The organism is Microbulbifer mixtoriginis (SeqCode), from assembly GCF_052467235.1.
In genome coordinates, this window is the sequence record NZ_CP174305.1 from 4,379,105 (window position 1) to 4,395,836 (window position 16,732).

General features: G+C 51.3%; 16 protein-coding genes. 5 read left to right on the top strand and 11 right to left on the bottom strand.

What is annotated here, in order from left to right:
* Positions 1–143 precede the first annotated feature (143 nt).
* Positions 144–1,028: an arylamine N-acetyltransferase family protein gene (locus ACJJIO_RS19215; RefSeq protein ID WP_444909487.1), complete on the top strand. Its 885-nt coding sequence runs from the start codon at positions 144–146 to the stop codon at positions 1,026–1,028.
* The gene (locus tag ACJJIO_RS19220) at positions 1,025–1,603 is read left to right on the top strand and encodes a flavodoxin family protein (protein ID WP_444909488.1); all 579 of its coding nucleotides are present in this window, start codon (positions 1,025–1,027) and stop codon (positions 1,601–1,603) included. Before ACJJIO_RS19215 ends, ACJJIO_RS19220 begins: the two co-directional genes overlap by 4 nt.
* Positions 1,604–2,545: 942 nt before the next feature.
* Here the strand turns inward: ACJJIO_RS19220 and ACJJIO_RS19225 are convergent.
* The 7 genes from ACJJIO_RS19225 to ACJJIO_RS19255 all read right to left on the bottom strand — a co-directional run bounded on the left by ACJJIO_RS19225 (position 2,546) and on the right by ACJJIO_RS19255 (position 9,941).
* On the bottom strand, positions 2,546–3,967 hold the full coding sequence (locus ACJJIO_RS19225) for an 8-oxoguanine deaminase (protein ID WP_444909489.1): 1,422 nt from the start codon (positions 3,965–3,967) through the stop codon (positions 2,546–2,548).
* Between the two features lie 346 nt (positions 3,968–4,313).
* Positions 4,314–4,736, bottom strand: a complete 423-nt coding sequence (locus ACJJIO_RS19230; protein ID WP_444909490.1) for a GNAT family N-acetyltransferase — start codon at positions 4,734–4,736, stop codon at positions 4,314–4,316.
* Between the two features lies 1 nt (position 4,737).
* Positions 4,738–5,892, bottom strand: coding sequence for a JmjC domain-containing protein (locus tag ACJJIO_RS19235; protein WP_444909491.1), 1,155 nt, complete (start codon positions 5,890–5,892; stop codon positions 4,738–4,740).
* 157 nt (positions 5,893–6,049) lie between these two features.
* Positions 6,050–7,423 carry an adenylosuccinate lyase gene (gene purB, locus ACJJIO_RS19240; RefSeq protein WP_252081793.1) on the bottom strand — a complete coding sequence of 458 codons (1,374 nt, stop codon included), beginning with the start codon at positions 7,421–7,423 and terminating at the stop codon, positions 6,050–6,052.
* A 15-nt stretch (positions 7,424–7,438) separates the two neighbouring features.
* Positions 7,439–8,074, bottom strand: a complete 636-nt coding sequence (hflD, locus tag ACJJIO_RS19245; protein WP_152453442.1) for a high frequency lysogenization protein HflD — start codon at positions 8,072–8,074, stop codon at positions 7,439–7,441.
* 9 nt (positions 8,075–8,083) lie between these two features.
* Positions 8,084–9,229 (bottom strand): tRNA 2-thiouridine(34) synthase MnmA, encoded by a 1,146-nt coding sequence (gene mnmA, locus ACJJIO_RS19250; RefSeq protein WP_444909492.1) that lies wholly within the window; start codon positions 9,227–9,229, stop codon positions 8,084–8,086.
* Positions 9,230–9,326: 97 nt separating this feature from the next.
* On the bottom strand, positions 9,327–9,941 hold the full coding sequence (locus ACJJIO_RS19255; RefSeq protein ID WP_444904899.1) for a pseudouridine synthase: 615 nt from the start codon (positions 9,939–9,941) through the stop codon (positions 9,327–9,329).
* A 149-nt stretch (positions 9,942–10,090) separates the two neighbouring features.
* On the opposite strand from ACJJIO_RS19255, the gene icd reads away from it, so the two are divergent.
* Positions 10,091–11,341, top strand: coding sequence for an NADP-dependent isocitrate dehydrogenase (gene icd, locus ACJJIO_RS19260; protein WP_252081790.1), 1,251 nt, complete (start codon positions 10,091–10,093; stop codon positions 11,339–11,341).
* Positions 11,342–11,457: 116 nt separating this feature from the next.
* Here the strand turns inward: icd and cspD are convergent, their stop codons facing one another.
* Positions 11,458–11,766, bottom strand: coding sequence for a cold shock domain-containing protein CspD (gene cspD, locus ACJJIO_RS19265; RefSeq protein ID WP_286036961.1), 309 nt, complete (start codon positions 11,764–11,766; stop codon positions 11,458–11,460).
* Positions 11,767–12,046: 280 nt separating this feature from the next.
* Here cspD and clpS point away from each other — a divergent pair, with 280 nt between their 5' ends.
* On the top strand, positions 12,047–12,427 hold the full coding sequence (gene clpS, locus ACJJIO_RS19270) for an ATP-dependent Clp protease adapter ClpS (RefSeq protein WP_252081789.1): 381 nt from the start codon (positions 12,047–12,049) through the stop codon (positions 12,425–12,427).
* Positions 12,428–12,561: 134 nt separating this feature from the next.
* Positions 12,562–14,847, top strand: coding sequence for an ATP-dependent Clp protease ATP-binding subunit ClpA (gene clpA, locus ACJJIO_RS19275; protein ID WP_444886328.1), 2,286 nt, complete (start codon positions 12,562–12,564; stop codon positions 14,845–14,847).
* 91 nt (positions 14,848–14,938) lie between these two features.
* On the opposite strand, the gene infA is transcribed toward clpA, so the two are convergent.
* The 3 genes from infA to aat all read right to left on the bottom strand — a co-directional run bounded on the left by infA (position 14,939) and on the right by aat (position 16,715).
* Positions 14,939–15,157 (bottom strand): translation initiation factor IF-1, encoded by a 219-nt coding sequence (gene infA, locus ACJJIO_RS19280; protein WP_010130378.1) that lies wholly within the window; start codon positions 15,155–15,157, stop codon positions 14,939–14,941.
* Positions 15,158–15,283: 126 nt separating this feature from the next.
* The gene (locus ACJJIO_RS19285) at positions 15,284–16,003 is read right to left on the bottom strand and encodes an arginyltransferase (protein ID WP_252081787.1); all 720 of its coding nucleotides are present in this window, start codon (positions 16,001–16,003) and stop codon (positions 15,284–15,286) included.
* Complete coding sequence (gene aat, locus ACJJIO_RS19290; RefSeq protein WP_444904898.1) at positions 15,996–16,715, bottom strand: leucyl/phenylalanyl-tRNA--protein transferase; 720 nt, start codon at positions 16,713–16,715, stop codon at positions 15,996–15,998. Before aat ends, ACJJIO_RS19285 begins: the two co-directional genes overlap by 8 nt.
* Between the last annotated feature and the right edge of the window lie 17 nt (positions 16,716–16,732).

Consider the following 16,732-nt stretch of genomic DNA (forward strand, 5'->3'; position numbering starts at 1 on the left):
TCAGGATGATCAGCCTACCATCAGCCGTTTAGAGACATTTGGCGCAAAAAGAGTAAAGAGAATTAGCAATCGATATTGACCTAAACCAAGGTTCAGGTATTAGACTGCTGCTATTGTTGATTGGCCATGAGGATTGAAATCAAATGACACCAAGCACCCATAACATCAATTTATCAAAATACTTAGCACGTATTGGTTACCGCAATAAGCTAGCCCTGGATTTGAAAACCTTAAGGGATATTCTTACGCAACATATTCGTACTCTGCCATTTGAGAATGTAACGTCCTTTCTTGGGAGTCCCGTGAATATTGAGATGGCCGCTATTGAACAAAAGCTTGTGAACCAAAAGCGTGGTGGTTATTGCTTTGAGCAAAATGCTTTGTTACGGGCTGGGTTACAGCAGATAGGCTTTGCAGTTACAGGACTTGCCGCTCGGGTTCTTTGGCAAACACCACCGGGCCATCAGCCGGCTCAGTCTCATATGATCTTACTTGTAAAAGTAGGGCAGGTACCGTATTTGGTGGATGCGGGCTTTGGCAGCAATACACTGACTGCACCTCTGCGCTTAGATGTTTCAGGTCCTCAGAGTACGCCCCACGGTACTTATCGCCTAACTCAATCGGGTGAGGACTATCTATTAGAAGTGAAGGTCCATGATGCCTGGCATTCAATGTACAGCTTTGATTTACGGCCACGTACAGCGGGCGACTATAAAATCGCCAATTGGTTTTGTAGTACTCACCCTGAGTCCCGTTTTGTAGAGCACCTGATTGCTACTCGTGCTTTCCCCGAAGGGCGTCATGCTTTACTGGATCGCCAATTGAGTTATCAGCCGATAACTGGAGCAAAGACAGTCATCATGCTGGCGAATGTTGAAGAGTTACGCAAAACGCTATTAAGCATTTTTGGGATCGAGGTGCCCGAGGATATATCTTCCTTTGAGAGGTTAGCTGGCCTCTTTGAGAACGGCTCATCTCAAAAGGTTGCAGAGCATGCTGCTGTGAACACTGATCGGGTCGCATCATGATTAAAGCAGGAGTTGTTTATCACTCCGTTTGCGGCAGTACAAGGACATTGGCAGAAGCCACTGCGGATGGAATTAATAGTATCCCTGGATGTGAAGGAGTTACATTTGCTGTTGAAGCCAAGCATATTCAGCACGGGCGCTATGAGAATCCTGACTTGATGCATCGTCTGGATCAGTGTGATGGAATTGTGCTGGGCTCGCCAACTTTTATGGGGTCGGTTTCAGCCCAGTTTAAGGCTTTTATGGATGCGGCCAGTGAACGTTACAGTAGTCGCGGCTGGGTTGATAAGCTATCTGCAGGTTTTACTATCGGCAGTAATTTCAGTGGGGATCAGCTTAATACTCTAACTACTTTGCAAATATTTGCCGCGCAGATGGGGATGTTGTGGGTGCCTAATGACATTTTACCAAATCTGGATGTACAGGGGCGAAATAGAAGTGGTTGTCAGTCCGGTCTTGTGGCCGTTGTTAATACTGAAGGGGCTGTGCATGAGCTTGATCGACTTACGGCTTTATATTTGGGGGAGCGAATAGGGCGTCTATTAAAGCGCTTTAGTCCTTGCGGCAGTATCTAATATCCAACAAATAAATTTTGATACAACTTTAGGGAAAGTGGCGTAGCCCCAGAGGAATAGCCTCGATGTTCTTTAATTGAAAGGGCTGAGGCTATTTTGCGTTATCTTTAAAAGAAAAATCTGCTAATGAGGCCGAGACAGATAACTAGATCTATCAACTGGAAGGCTGATCGGTAACTTAGGAATTTTCACAGCTCGTGGGCAAGGGATTAAGGTTTTTAGTTTTTATTTCTGTTAAATCAAATTGTTGAAGGGATTCTAGCTTAGGCCCAGGGACTATTTGCATAATACGACCTAATATAAGCCCTGAAGTAAGCACCACTTCTGTAGCTAACTTGTGCGCTGATTTTGATATATGGACTTGAATGATTAAAAGAGTCAGGACGGAGTTGCTGAGTCCAACGCCTCAGTGATTAAACTATAACTCCTTGTTGGTAATATGTAGGCATGGCTAAAGTGGTCGCAAAGACCAATAATGAGACGTCCAGTGATTATTCAGAACAAGATCATTGTATTGTTGATAGCCCCTTCCCATATATTTTTTACCAAAAAATCTACTTGAATTTGTATATTCTAAAAATCGAAGTGTGTAAGAATACAGTCTTAGAGATAAATATAAAAAATCAGAGCCGCCCAATACTGTGTAGAATTCCTGCAAATTCTAAACTTGCTTGCAAGTGGTAACAGATACTCCTTTGACTCATTTGAAATTTTTGGCTTGCTGTCGGTATGGAGTCCTATTTCGGTATTGGGCTAGAGAAGGGTAAGCAAAACTGAGAGTGCAGCGCTGGTTGAAAAACCGTACAGCTACGCCCTAGGTAGATACCTTTTCTTTCCTTCCACACTTACTACTATTCTGTGCCCATCAGCCATCAGCCATCAGCCATCAGCCATCGGCCATCAGCCATCAGCCATCAGCCATCAGCCATCAGCCATCAGCCATTAGCCATTAGCCAATAACCTCTGGCTCCATTGATTGTGATCTCGAATAACGGGTTCCATATTTATTGAAGTAATCTCTCCATTGCTCACAATTTGTCGACCGTGAATTACTACAGTTTTTGCTGATTGGGGGGCGCAGAAGACTATCGCGGCAACTGGATCTGAAAGAGCCCCGGCATATTGAATAGTGTTGAGTTCTAGAGAAAAGAAATCAGCACAACGTCCAACTTCCAATGCTCCGATATCAGTACGATTAAGAACGCTGGCACCACCGATAGTGGCAAGCTCTAAAGCTTCCCTGGCTGTCATCCATTCCGGCGAGCGTAGAGGGTGGGACTGAGGAAGTTGGGCGTAGCGATGTGGCCCCTCCGGTGGGCGAAGGCCCATGCGCAACCTTGAGAGCAACATTGCCTGGCGGGTTTCCAAGAGCATATTGGAGGCGTCATTGCTGGCTGACCCATCCACACCAAGTCCCACTTTAATTCCAGCTGCAATATAGTCTTTAACGGGAGCTATCCCTGATGCAAGGCGCATATTAGAGCTTGGACAGTGAGCGATGCCACACCCGGTACGAGCAAAAGTATTTATTTCTTGTGTATCGATGTGTATTGCGTGAGCAAACCAAACATCGGGCCCCAACCACTCGCTTTCTCCCATCCACTCCAGAGGGCGCTTGCCAAATCGTTCTAAAGTGTGGCGCTCTTCATCAAATGTTTCGCAAATATGCGTGTGTAGCATAACGCCTTTATCACGGGCCAGCAGGGCAGTTTCTTTGAGCAGATTTTCTGAAACAGTAAATGGAGAGCAGGGGGCCAGAACAATTCGAGTCAGGGCTCCATAGCTTGCATCGTGATAGCGATCAATGACCCGGATACTGTCTTGGAGAATAAAATCTTCATCTTCGACACTTTCATCTGGGGGTAAGCCCCCTTGTGATCTGCCCAAAGACATGGAACCGCGGCTTGCATGGAACCTCACCCCTAAGTCCTTTGCTGCTTCAATATGAAAGTCCACTTTGTTGCCACTTTTAAATAAATAAGAATGGTCAAAAACCGTGGTGCAACCAGAGAGAATAAGCTCAGCCAAACCAATCAAAGCACTTGTGCGGGAGGCTTCTGGATTTATCCGACTCCAGATAGGGTAGTGAAGCTGAAGCCAAGCGAATAAATTTTTGTTCTGGGTCGCTGGCAGGTTGCGGGTGAGTGTCTGGTTTAGATGGTGATGAGTGTTCACCAGTCCTGGTAGGACTATCTGCCCGCTAGCGTCAATAATGGTGTCAGCGCTCATGGGCAGTTTATCTGTGGGGCCTACAGCCGTGATAATGCCTTCTTCGGCAAAAATACCGCCATTGGGAATCTCACGTCTTTCTGAGTCCATGGTTACCAGTACTTCAGCGCTCTTAAGCAGTAGTGTCTTGGGCATATGATCTGAGCACTCACTTATAGGGTTTCCTGGCATTCTGATATTAGCCTGGGCAGTCTTTCGCAGGGCGAGAGTTTTGACCCGAGTAATAAGTAGCTGGTACTCCTGCGGTTACTTCAAGTTGCGATACGGAATCCAGTTCAGAGCACTAAAAGAATGCACTTACAAAGCCGTTATCATTTGTTTTTATTTTTCCGCTAGCTACATCGACGAAAATGTTAGTCAGAAAGAGGAGGGGGAGTAGTCTCGGGAGACCTGAAAATTAGTCGCGGACATTTCATCTTTAACGAGCAGACGGAAATGAAGGCGTCGGTATGCGTAAACATACCAGCGCCTTCATTACAGCCTAGTGCAGCTGACGAATCATTTTAATATGAGGGATATTAGCCTCGTAAAAGGTTTCTCCCTCTGGGATAAAGCCACTCCGAATGTAGAAGCCTTCAGCATGCTGTTGTGCATGTAGATATACACTGCGAAAGCCCTGTAGTTTGGCAAAGTCACAAATCGCCTTGAGTAACTGGGCCCCCAGACCTTTGCCTCGGGCGGATGGCATGATCGCCATCCGCCCAACTTTACCACTTTTGCTGAGCCGCCCGGTTCCAACGGCAATATCACCATTAAAAACTAGGAAGTGTTGTGAAGATTCTTCCTGGTTATCCCACTCCAAGTCGGCAGGAACTTTCTGTTCCTGGACGAACACAGCTTCGCGGATAGTGCGAATGCTTTCTTGTTCTTTTTGCCAGTCAGCGGGGCGCACCAGAGCGGCCATATCAGAAATCCTCAGGGGGATAAATTAGTGTGCCTTGGGCTACCAATTGGTCAATTAAACCATCAGGGTTGGCAATTTCTGGAAAGGTTTCAATGTCGCTCCAGGAAATTTCGTGGGACTCGGCAAATTGTTGAGCAAAGGTGAGTGGTGCGGTCAGGGCTTCACCGTCGACAAATAACGTAGCCGGCGCCCTGGAAAAGGCGACTCGAGATGCGGGGTTTAGCACTAATGGCATCCCCTTTGTCATTTGCTCACGCCAGTCAGCGGCCTCATCCGCGTCTAGTGCGACGGTATCAGGGTATTTTGCTTCAGTCATCACTGCGCCAAACCACTGAGTGACCTTCTCTGGCTGCCTAAGCCATTCGGCCAGTTGTTGTTGTAAGCGAGCTACGGACTCGGGGTCAACTTCCGCTGGGGATTTTGTCGGTTCCATGCCGGCATCGGTATAACGCAGGCTATCCTTCAGTCCCATTGCCACTTCGGCCGCGAGATCTTCCAATATGGCTGAGGCAGAAGGTGCTCGGAAGCCAATGGAGATCGTGGTGCAGCCGCCCTCGGCGATACCCCAGTGACTGTATTGTGGCGGGAGGTAAAGCATGTCGCCAGGCTCCAGTACCCAGCTATTCTCAGCATTAAATTCTTTCAGGATATTGAGGGGCGTGCCTTCTAGGCGGGGATTGGTCTCATCCACTTTCGCTCCCTGCTGCCACAGGCGTTTGCCCTCGGCCTGGAGCAGAAAGACATCGTAGTGGTCATAGTGCGGTCCGACACTCCCCTGATCCGCCGCGTAACTAATCATCACATCATCCAGGCGCCAGTCTGGGATAAAGCGAAAATACTCTTTTAATTCAGCCACTTCGGAAAGCCATTGATCTACGGCTTGTACAAGTAGAGTCCAGTGCGTGCGGGGTAGGGATAGAAAGTCTTCCTCAGTGAAAGGGCCGTTGCGTAGCTCCCAGGGACCGCTCTCGCCATTTTCAAGCACCAGGCGAGATTCAATCGTCTCCTCCAGAGCCATTCCGGCAAGCTCTTCTCCTGATATGGGCGATTCGAAGTTGGGGAAAGCATTGCGGATCAGCAAGGGTTTTTGCTGCCAATAATCGCGCATAAACACTTCAATTGGCATATCGCCGAGATGGGTAAGGGGGCTTGCCACGGTAACTCTCACTGTTTGTTGGGCTGGGGAAATGTTCTCTAGTCTGCCACTAATAGGTGTAACTCAGCTCGAGGTTAAAGCTCTGCAGAGTAGAGCGGCAGTAAAGAAGTTTGAATAAATTTCCGGCCACTGCGGTGTGGCCGGAAGCGGTGCTCACTTAGATTTTGCGAGCTTGCTCGACGGCGTTACCGATGTAGGATGCAGGAGTCATTTCCAGCAGTGCGCTTTTGGCTTCCGCAGGAATTTCCAGATTCTCGATAAACACTTTCAAGGTTTCGCGGGTGATGCCCTGGCCGCGGGTAAGGGCCTTCAGTTTCTCGTAAGGCTCTTCGATGTTGTAGCGGCGCATCACAGTCTGGATCGGCTCTGCCAGAACTTCCCAGGAGCTGTCCAGGTCTTCTGCCAGGCGTTCACGGTTGATTTCCAGCTTGCCCAGCCCCTTCATGGTGGCGGCATAAGCGATGGCAGAGTAACCGGCGCCCACACCCATGTTGCGCAGTACGGTGGAATCGGTCAGATCGCGCTGCCAGCGGGAGACTGGTAACTTCGCGGCCAGGTGCTGGAATACAGCGTTGGCCAGGCCCAGGTTTCCTTCGGAGTTTTCGAAATCGATAGGATTGACCTTGTGCGGCATAGTGGAGGAGCCCACTTCTCCGGCAACGACTTTCTGTTTGAAGTAACCGAGGGAAATATAGCCCCAGATGTCGCGGTCAAAGTCGATCAGGATGGTGTTAAAGCGCGCAATAGCATCGAACAGTTCGGCAATATAGTCGTGTGGTTCGATCTGGGTGGTGTAGGGGTTCCAGGTCAGGCCGAGCGAGGAAATAAATTCTTCCGCATTCTTTTCCCAGTCGATATTTGGGTAGGCGGACAGGTGGGCATTGTAGTTGCCTACAGCACCGTTGATTTTACCTAGCAAGGGGACAGCCCCTACCTGGGCTACCTGGCGGCGAAGGCGCGCAACCACGTTGGCGAGTTCCTTGCCCACGGTCGTAGGACTGGCAGTTTGGCCGTGGGTGCGAGACAGCATGGGCACGTCGGCGAAATCCTGGGCTAGCTGGGCGATCTTTTCTACCAGGCTATTCATTGCGGGCAACATAACGTTGTCGCGACCAGCGCGTAGCATCAGAGCGTGGGACAGGTTGTTGATGTCTTCAGATGTGCAAGCGAAGTGCACGAACTCGCTTACTTTTTCCAGCTGGGCATTGCCGCTGATTTTTTCTTTGAGGAAGTATTCAACCGCTTTCACGTCGTGGTTGGTGGTGCGCTCAATTTCTTTGATACGCCCGGCATCTTCCAGGGAAAAGTTGGCCACAATGCTATCGAGCAACTGGTTAGCAGCTTCATCGAACTGCTCTACCTCAGTGATTTCTGAGTGCGCGGAGAGTTTCTGAAGCCAGCGCACTTCCACTTCAACACGGGCGCGAATCAGGCCGTATTCACTAAAAATTTCGCGTAGGGGGGCAGTCTTGCTCTCGTAGCGACCATCAATAGGGGATACCGCTGTGAGTGCGGAAAGCTCAACTGTCATAGTAAATCTCCGGGATTAGTTTTTTATAGATTCGATCTGTGCGATTAGCTCGTCGGTCGCACGCAATAGTTTTTTGCGTTGAAATAGCAGATGCAGGCGCCTTCCGCCCAATTGTCGCCACAGCGTGGCTGAACGGATACCGGCAAACAGCATTGAGCGGATTTGGTTAGCGACGCGCTGTTGCTGCAGGAAATTAAAATCTCCCAGCACCTGGATACGAAAGCGGAAAGTGCCGAGGGTATCGCTATAAATACTGGCGAGATTGGAAAATACATTCTCGTGGGTGGGGGCGAAGTGTTCCGCCTGAGTCTTGGCTTTTTCGAGGCGGCTGCCAATGATGGAGAGCAACTCTCCTTTCTTACTCAATTGCCTCTGCAGATAAAGCACAGACAGTGCATAGCGCAGGCAGTCTGTGTATTCAGGGTGTTGCCGCGATTGCAGTAACTGCCGTGAGACCTGCAAGCCGGGCAGCAGCTTCTCTGCGCCGGCGAACACATCTTCGGTGCGATCTGGGTTGAGCTGGAAAAGGCTGTATACCCCGGTTTCCAGTTGGGCCTGGGGAGCGGTGCCTGTTTTGGCCAAGCGCTCCACTAAAGTTGCGGATTGAAATATTCCGGCCAATGCCAGAGCCTGATCCCGCCAGTTATTCAAGGTTACTCCTTAGTGTTTCTTGTATTTTTCCGGTACGGCAGTGCCGATACCTGTAGCCTGTTCGATAACTGCGCCGCCGAGGCATATTTCGCCATCGTACAGGACCAGGGATTGTCCAGGGGTAATTGCCCGCTGTGGCTCGTCAAATTCCACAGTCAGGTTACCACCCTTTTGCACCCGTATTGTGCAGTCCTGGTCTGGCTGTCGGTAGCGGGTCTTCGCTTGACAGCGGAAAGACTCACCCGGTGCGGCGCCATTGATCCAATGTGTTTGGGCTGCCACCAGACCCGTGGCGTAAAGCAGGGGGTGATGTGCCCCCTGGGCAACAATCAATACGTTGCGCTCTAGGTTCTTTCCGACTACGTACCAGGGTTCTTCGCCCGCGCCTTTTACCCCTCCGATACCAAGACCCTGCCTCTGTCCTATGGTGTGGTACATCAGGCCGGCGTGGCGCCCCATAATTTCACCTTCTGGAGTTTCCATGTCGCCCGGCTGGGCGGGCAGATACTGCTCCAGAAAGTCCTTGAAGCGGCGTTCGCCAATAAAGCAGATCCCCGTACTGTCTTTTTTATTGTGGGTGATAAAGCCGTTTTCCTCAGCGATACGCCGTACCTCAGGTTTTTCCAACTCGCCCAGTGGAAATAGAGAGCGAGCAAACTCACCCTCGCCGACAGCGTGGAGGAAGTAGCTTTGATCCTTGTTGCCATCCAAGCCCTTGAGCAAATAGGTGCGACCTTCTATATCGCGTCGGCGGGTGTAATGTCCGGTGGCAATGGCATCAGCTCCCAGAACTTCGGCATATTCCAGGAAAACTTTAAACTTGATCTCCCGATTGCACAGAATGTCCGGGTTAGGCGTGCGTCCGGCCTTGTATTCTGCCAGGAAGTATTCGAAGACATGGTCCCAATACTCGGCAGCAAAATTGGCGGTATGCAGCTTGATGCCCAGTTTTTCACATATCGCCTGGGCATCGGCCAAGTCTGCTTTCGCGGTGCAGTACTCAGTGCCGTCATCTTCGTCCCAATTCTTCATAAACAAGCCCTCCACCTGGTAGCCCTGCTGCATGAGCAGAAGTGCGGCTACAGAGGAATCCACACCGCCGGACATACCGACGATGACGCGTTTGGGCTGTTTGTTGTGCGTGGAATCAGGCATAAGAAGGACAGTCACTACTTCACTGGGATGGAAAGGGGGCGAATTTTACCTGTGAATCGGGCTTCTGACCAAGGCCGCTTTTATCTTGGGTTATTACTTATTGTCTCCGGCGAGGACGATTGCGCTTCTGAGGTGGCTTCGACTTGCCTTTGGGCCTTGGCTTAGGCGCAGAGAAAACCTCCTCCGAGCGGTGCTGCCCCGGCTGCAGAGTGCCGAGATTCCAATTGCCGATAGCCATTCGAACCAAGCGCAGGGTAGGGAAGCCAACCGCTGCGGTCATACGTCGCACCTGACGGTTTCTACCCTCGTGAATGATAAGTTCTACCCAGCTGGTGGGAATGGACTTGCGCTCTCGGATTGGGGGATTGCGCGGCCACAGGTCGACTTCGGAGAGTCTGCGGGCCTTAGCGGGCGCTGTGCGTCCATCCTTCAAATCTACGCCTTTGCGCAGAAACATCAGGGCGTCATCTGAAATGTCCCCCTCTACCTGAGCCCAGTAAGTCTTCGCCATCTTTCTCTTCGGGTGGCTGATTTGATGTTGTAGCGCTCCATCATCTGTGAGTAGTAGAAGTCCCTCTGAGTCATAGTCGAGCCGACCCGCGGCATAGAAGCCCTTGTGCGGGATATAGTCTGCCAGCGTGGCGCGACCCTGGGGGTCCGTGAATTGGCTTAACACGCCAAAAGGTTTGTTTAGGAGAATAATCTTGGGCATAAGAAAAATTGAGTATTGTAATCCAACTACAAAAATTAGCCGATGCTGCTATAATCCCGCCGATTTTTATCCCCGCCCAATGGTCCCGGGGGAGCGGTGCAAGCAACGCTGGACCTAAAAAGTCATAGAATTTTGGGAGTTTACGCAATATGGGTCACATCCAAGTGCCGGCAGACGGCGAAAAAGTTACAGTCAATTCCGACGGTTCGCTGAATGTTCCGAATCGCCCGGTAATTCCGTTCATCGAGGGTGACGGCATCGGTGTGGACATCACTCCGGTAATGCGCAAAGTAATCGACGCTGCGGTAGAGAAAGCTTTCAGCGGCGATAAGAAAATCGAGTGGATGGAAATCTACTGTGGTGAGAAAGCCGCAGAGACTTACGCTGGCGACTGGTTCCCAGCTGAAACTCTGGAAGCGATCAAAGATTACGTTGTCAGCATTAAAGGCCCTCTGACCACACCAGTGGGCGGCGGTTTCCGTTCCCTGAACGTTGCCCTGCGTCAGGAGCTTGACCTGTATGTATGTCAGCGTCCCGTTCGCTGGTTCAGCGGTGTACCTTCTCCGGTTAAAGAGCCGAACAAGGTAGACATGGTTATCTTCCGTGAAAACTCTGAAGATATCTACGCTGGTATCGAGTGGAAAGCTGATACCGACGAAGCCAAGAAAGTTATCAAGTTCCTGCAGGACGAGATGGGTGTTAAGAAAATCCGTTTCCCTGAGAACTGTGGTATCGGTGTTAAGCCGGTTTCTGCAGAGGGTACCAAGCGTCTCGTGCGCAAGGCTATTCAGTACGCTGTGGACCAGGATCGCGATTCCGTAACCCTGGTACACAAAGGCAACATCATGAAGTTCACCGAAGGTGCCTTCGCCGATTGGGGTTACGAGCTGGCTCGCGACGAGTTTGGCGCTCAGCCGCTGGACGGCGGCCCCTGGCACAGCTTCAAGAACCCGAAGACTGGCAAGGAAATCGTTGTTAAGGACGTAATTGCTGACGCTATGCTGCAGCAGATCCTGCTGCGTCCGGCTGAGTACGACGTAATTGCTACCTTGAACCTAAACGGTGACTACCTGTCTGACGCACTGGCTGCACAGGTTGGTGGTATCGGTATCGCTCCGGGCGCAAACCTGTCCGACGACGTTGCCCTGTTCGAAGCAACCCACGGTACTGCACCTAAGTACGCTGGCCAGGACAAGGTTAACCCGGGCTCTCTGATTCTTTCCGCTGAGATGATGCTGCGTCACCTGGGCTGGAACGAAGCTGCTGACCTGGTAATCAAGGGTATGGAAGGTGCTATCGAAGCCAAAACCGTAACCTACGATTTCGAGCGTCTGATGGACGGTGCTGAGCTGAAGTCCTGTTCTGCGTTTGGTGACGAAGTGATCAAGCACATGGCCTAATTGGCTGATTTGGGGCTAGGTTTTTTTAATCAACCTGGCCCTAGCTGGAAAAAGCCCTTTGCTTTGCAGCAAGGGGCTTTTTTGTTGGTGGGGGCAGCTTGTGCGGGCTTGCAGGGTTAGTCGAGCATCTCTGCCTCTTTTTCCCGCTCTGTTTCAGAGTGGTTGGGATCTGCAATAGCGGCCACTTTGGGGCTTTGGGGGCTAGGTGCGGTCTCTGCCGCCACTGCGGTGGAAATATTGGCGGCGTGATAGCCTTTGTCACCTCTGACGATATCAAAGGTGACCTGTTGGCCGGCCTTTAGGGTTCGGTAGCCTTCCATCTGAATAGCGGAATAGTGCGCAAACAGATCCTCCCCTCCTTCATCTGCAAGAATAAACCCATATCCCTTAGCGTTGTTGAACCACTTCACGGTACCAGTAGGCATATCGAACTCCCTCTAATTGCCTGAGTGGCCAGCCGGCCACCTTACAGAGTTTTTATATTTATTTGACCTGCGGATTAATCGGCTGCGATCCTATCTGCGACTAACGGCTGTGAATGAGCAGGCACTACCTCTTGTAGTCAACTGCTATAGGAATGTCAAGAAACCGCGCTTGAGGCTGTGATCTCCCTGTGTCGTTGGTCAAATAAGGTTACAATGGCAGGTCATTGATGGTTGAGCATGCTGCACTATCAAGGCTCGATAGAACACATTGATAATTGTTATGAGTATTTTGCAGGTCATTAAACTAGGCTCCAGTGATTCTGGAGAAGACTATTTCGACGGTGAGGGTTCCGAGGGTGGGCTCGCATTGGAGGAGGCGCCGCCACGGCTCAAGCGCCCGCCTATGTACAAGGTCATCATGTTGAACGATGACTACACCCCCATGGACTTTGTCGTAGAGACTCTGGAGTTGTTTTTTGGGGTTAACCGTGAGCGCGCCACACAGTTGATGTTGCAAGTACACACGCGGGGAAAAGCAGTGTGCGGTGTCTATACTCGGGATATAGCGGAGACAAAGGCCGCTCAGGTTAATCAGTTCGCCCAGGAGAATGAGCATCCACTATTGTGTGAGATTGAGGCGGACGAGAGTAAAGACGATTGATTGAAATTAAAGCTGCTTTAGCACAAGGGTCCCGTCACCTGAAGGGAATCAGCCAGGAGTTAGACGCCGGCAAAGGGTGCACGCCTACCAGCGGAGTCGGCGGGGAACATTGGCGATTAGGGTTTGAGGTTTAAATGCTCAGCAAGGACTTAGAGGTAACGCTCAATCTGGCGTTCAAGGGTGCACGAGCGAAGCGGCACGAATTCATGACTGTGGAGCACCTGTTACTGGCGCTTCTGGATAATGAGTCGGCTGCTGACGTGTTGCATGCCTGCGGGGCCGACCTGAGCGCACTGCGCCGCGAACTATTGGAGTTTGTGGACTCTACCACGCCGTTAATCCCAGAGGCGGACACCGATCGCGAAACTCAACCCACATTGGGTTTCCAGAGGGTGTTGCAGAGGGCTGTTTTCCATGTTCAGTCATCGGGGAAAAAAGAGGTTACCGGTGCTAATGTGCTTGTGGCTATTTTCTGTGAGCAGGAAAGCCAAGCCGTTTATTATCTGAAGCAGCAGAGTGTTGCGCGTATCGATGTCGTCAATTACATCACCCACGGAATTTCCAGGGTCGGTTCCAGCGGCAACAATCACAATCACCACCACGGTTCAGATACCACCCAAGAGCAGGTGGAAGAGGAGATCAGTACAGGCTCTGAGCCTGGAGGTTCTGACCCCCTGGAGAGTTACGCGACCAACCTGAACCAAGAGGCTATCCTGGGGCGAATTGATCCCTTGGTAGGGCGAGGCCCCGAAGTAGAGAGAGTCACCCAGGTTCTTGCGCGGCGTCGCAAAAACAACCCCTTGTTGGTTGGAGAGTCCGGAGTCGGTAAAACCGCAATCGCGGAGGGGTTGGCCCGACGAATAGTGGATGAGGATATCCCTGAGCCACTAAAAGAGAGCACTATTTACTCCCTCGACCTCGGTTCTCTGCTCGCTGGTACCAAGTACCGTGGGGATTTTGAGAAACGTTTTAAAGCGCTGCTGGCAGAGCTGAAGAAGCGCGAGCATGCAGTCCTGTTTATTGATGAAATTCACACCATTATTGGAGCCGGCGCAGCATCCGGCGGCGTTATGGACGCCTCCAACCTGTTGAAACCGCTGCTGTCCAGCGGTCAGCTCCGCTGCATTGGCTCCACCACCTTTACCGAATATCGCGGCATTTTCGAGAAAGATCGTGCGCTTTCCCGTCGTTTTCAAAAGATCGATGTCAGTGAGCCATCGGTAGAGGAGACTGTGCAAATATTACAGGGGCTTCGGAGTTGTTTCGAAGACCATCATAAAGTTCGTTTCACTGACGCCGCCCTCGATGCCGCGGCTCAGCTTTCCAGCCGCCATATCACCGAGCGCTTCCTGCCTGACAAGGCGATAGATGTAATTGATGAGGCCGGAGCTTTCCAGTCGCTGTTGCCGGTTGAAGAGCGCACTGAGGTGATTGGTATCAGTGAAATCGAGTCGGTAATTGCCAAGATGGCCCGTATCCCGGCCAAGAGTGTCTCCGCTTCTGATAAAGAGCAGTTGTCCAAGCTTGATGACAACCTCAAGATGGTGGTATTTGGCCAGGATCGTGCAATTGAGGCGCTCAGTACGGCGATCAAGCTCAGCCGTGCTGGGTTGGGTGCTGAGGAGAAGCCCATAGGATCCTTCCTATTCTCTGGCCCCACAGGCGTTGGTAAGACTGAGCTCTGTCGTCAGCTGGCCAAGGTGATGGGGATTGAGCTAATCCGCTTCGATATGTCTGAGTATATGGAGCGACATACGGTTTCCCGTTTGATCGGTGCGCCACCGGGATATGTGGGTTTTGATCAGGGCGGCTTGCTGACTGATTCTGTGACTAAGCATCCACATAGTGTGGTACTGCTCGATGAGATTGAGAAAGCTCACCCAGAAGTCTTCAACCTGCTTCTCCAGGTGATGGATCACGGAACTCTGACAGATAATAACGGCCGCAAAGCGGACTTCCGCAATGTCATATTAATTATGACCACTAATGCGGGCGCTGAGCTGATGAGTCGTCGGTCTATCGGCTTCTCCAGCCAGGATCACTCCTCCGATGGTATGGAGGAAATCAAAAAGATGTTTACCCCAGAATTCCGCAACCGCCTCGACAGTATTATCCAGTTTGGCTCTCTGCCATTGGATGTGGTTAAAACTGTAGTGGATAAGTTTATTGTCGAGTTGCAAGCGCAGCTAGATGACTCCCGTGTGACTCTGATCGTAGATGATGAGGCTCGCGAGTGGCTGGCTATTCGCGGTTACGATGAAAAAATGGGGGCTCGTCCGATGTCGCGTTTGATAAGAGACAAGCTGCGCAAGCCATTGGCTGAGTCAGTCTTGTTTGGCGAGTTGGCAGAGGAAGGGGGCCGTGTGGTGGTCGTCATAGAGAATGATGAACTCTCCATAAAAACGGCGGTTCCTGCCTAGCTCTACAAAAAAATACATCAAAAAAGCCACCGCAAGGTGGCTTTTTTGTGTCCAGGGCAAGTCACTTTAAGCTCTTTGCCTGACGAGCGAATTAGCGGGCGCGGTAGGTGATGCGACCTTTGCTCAGGTCGTAGGGGGTGAGTTCCACTTTGACCTTATCGCCGGTGAGGATGCGAATGTAGTTTTTACGCATCTTTCCAGAGATGTGCGCAATGACCACGTGTCCGTTTTCCAGCTTTACGCGGAAAGTGGTATTTGGCAGGGTGTCGATCACCTCGCCTTCCATTTCAATATAATCGTCTTTTGCCATGCGGCAGCAACCTTCAAATAACTTGATCAGACCTTTACCCCGGAGGCAATCTTGCCTAGCCGCGGCTTGACGGGCGAGCATTTTGCACGAAAAGGCAGAATAGAGCAAAGGGCGCGTGCGTAGGAATTATAGAGATTTCAGGCTCCAGCGGTTCTCTGTGAGCATTTCAATGGGTTGGAACTGGCTTTTGTAGGCCATCTTATGGCATTTCTCTATCCAATAGCCCAAATACAGATTGGGAAGCCCTAACCTTCTGGCCCATTCAATTTGGTAGAGAATGCAGTAACTGCCCAGACTGCGCTTGTCCTCATCCGGGTCGAAGAAAGTATAGATGGCCGACAGGCCTGCAGTAAGCAGGTCGGTGACCGCCACTGCGACTAGGCGCCCACGTGCACGCAGCTCAATATAGCGAGTAGCTCCCCAGGCCGGGCTTAGGAAGCTGCGATACTGTTCGCGGCTCGGAGGGTACATTTCCCCATCGGCATGACGCTGCTCAATGTAGCGTGCGTACAGCTCGTAATGCTCATCGGTGTCGATGGATTCGATATGAAAGATATCCAGGTCCTTATTGCGTTTCCAGCAGCGGCGCTGGTTGCGATCCGGTACAAAAAGGCCCACTGGTACACGGGCGGGCACACAGGCCCTGCATGTTGCGCATTGAGGTCGGTAGAGATAGGCCCCGCTGCGGCGAAAGCCCAGCTCTGAGAGGCGATTGTAAAGGCGTTGGTCTACCTCTGTCTGCGGGTCCACAAATACCGTTGTAGCCTCCCTATCTGGCAGATAGCCACATGGGTGGGGCAGGGTTGCCAAAAGTCGGACCGAGTCGAGTTGAGAATATTTACCCATAAGTCCACGAAAGTTTCCAAGGCTGCGGAAAGGCGGGCTGTATAAGGCCGTCCTCCAGCAGGTGTTCGAAGTCCCTACGACACATTTCAACGGCCCCAAGACTACTCAGGTGGGGGTTGCTTACCTGGCAGTCGATCAGTGGGCAGCCCCACAATTCTAATTGGCGAACGAGGTGGACAAAAGCGACTTTGGAAGCATCTGTCTCCCTGTGAAACATGGATTCCCCAAAAAAAATACGGCCGATTGAAAGACCGTAAAGTCCACCGACCAGCCGACCCTCACGCCATACCTCAACGGAGTGGGCATGGCCCAGATGGTGCATGTCGATATAGGCCTCGGTCATCTCATCGGTAATCCAGGTGCCATCTTCAGAACTCCTGGGGAGGCGGCAACCCTCGATTACTTGTTCGAAGGCTTGGTCAAATGTGACTGAGAATATACCTCTGCGCAGGGTTTTACGCAGACTGCGGCCAATATGGAAGTCGCTGGGTATTACTACACAGCGCGGTGAGGGGCTCCACCAGAGGATAGGCTGGTCTTCGGAAAACCATGGGAAGATACCTCGGCGATAGGCGGCCAACAACCATTCCGGGGAGAGATCTCCACCAGCTGCGAGGAGTCCATTGGGATCGTCTAGAGCAGTCTGGGTAGAAGGGAAATCTATATGATTGTGGTCGAGCCACATTAGGCGGCTTTGGGTATTCCTTGCCACAAACTGTTTCCTGTCCT

Bases quoted from the DNA above. Each gene is read 5' to 3' on its own strand.
- ACJJIO_RS19285 (WP_252081787.1), bottom strand. From the start codon at position 16,003: ATGGGTAAATATTCTCAACTCGACTCGGTCCGACTTTTGGCAACCCTG.
- purB (WP_252081793.1), bottom strand. From the start codon at position 7,423: ATGACAGTTGAGCTTTCCGCACTCACAGCGGTATCCCCTATTGATGGT.
- infA (WP_010130378.1), bottom strand. From the start codon at position 15,157: ATGGCAAAAGACGATTATATTGAAATGGAAGGCGAGGTGATCGACACC.
- ACJJIO_RS19225 (WP_444909489.1), bottom strand. From the start codon at position 3,967: ATGCCCAAGACACTACTGCTTAAGAGCGCTGAAGTACTGGTAACCATG.
- ACJJIO_RS19215 (WP_444909487.1), top strand. From the start codon at position 144: ATGACACCAAGCACCCATAACATCAATTTATCAAAATACTTAGCACGT.
- icd (WP_252081790.1), top strand. From the start codon at position 10,091: ATGGGTCACATCCAAGTGCCGGCAGACGGCGAAAAAGTTACAGTCAAT.
- cspD (WP_286036961.1), bottom strand. From the start codon at position 11,766: ATGCCTACTGGTACCGTGAAGTGGTTCAACAACGCTAAGGGATATGGG.
- ACJJIO_RS19230 (WP_444909490.1), bottom strand. From the start codon at position 4,736: ATGGCCGCTCTGGTGCGCCCCGCTGACTGGCAAAAAGAACAAGAAAGC.
- clpA (WP_444886328.1), top strand. From the start codon at position 12,562: ATGCTCAGCAAGGACTTAGAGGTAACGCTCAATCTGGCGTTCAAGGGT.
- ACJJIO_RS19220 (WP_444909488.1), top strand. From the start codon at position 1,025: ATGATTAAAGCAGGAGTTGTTTATCACTCCGTTTGCGGCAGTACAAGG.
- clpS (WP_252081789.1), top strand. From the start codon at position 12,047: ATGAGTATTTTGCAGGTCATTAAACTAGGCTCCAGTGATTCTGGAGAA.
- ACJJIO_RS19255 (WP_444904899.1), bottom strand. From the start codon at position 9,941: ATGCCCAAGATTATTCTCCTAAACAAACCTTTTGGCGTGTTAAGCCAA.
- mnmA (WP_444909492.1), bottom strand. From the start codon at position 9,229: ATGCCTGATTCCACGCACAACAAACAGCCCAAACGCGTCATCGTCGGT.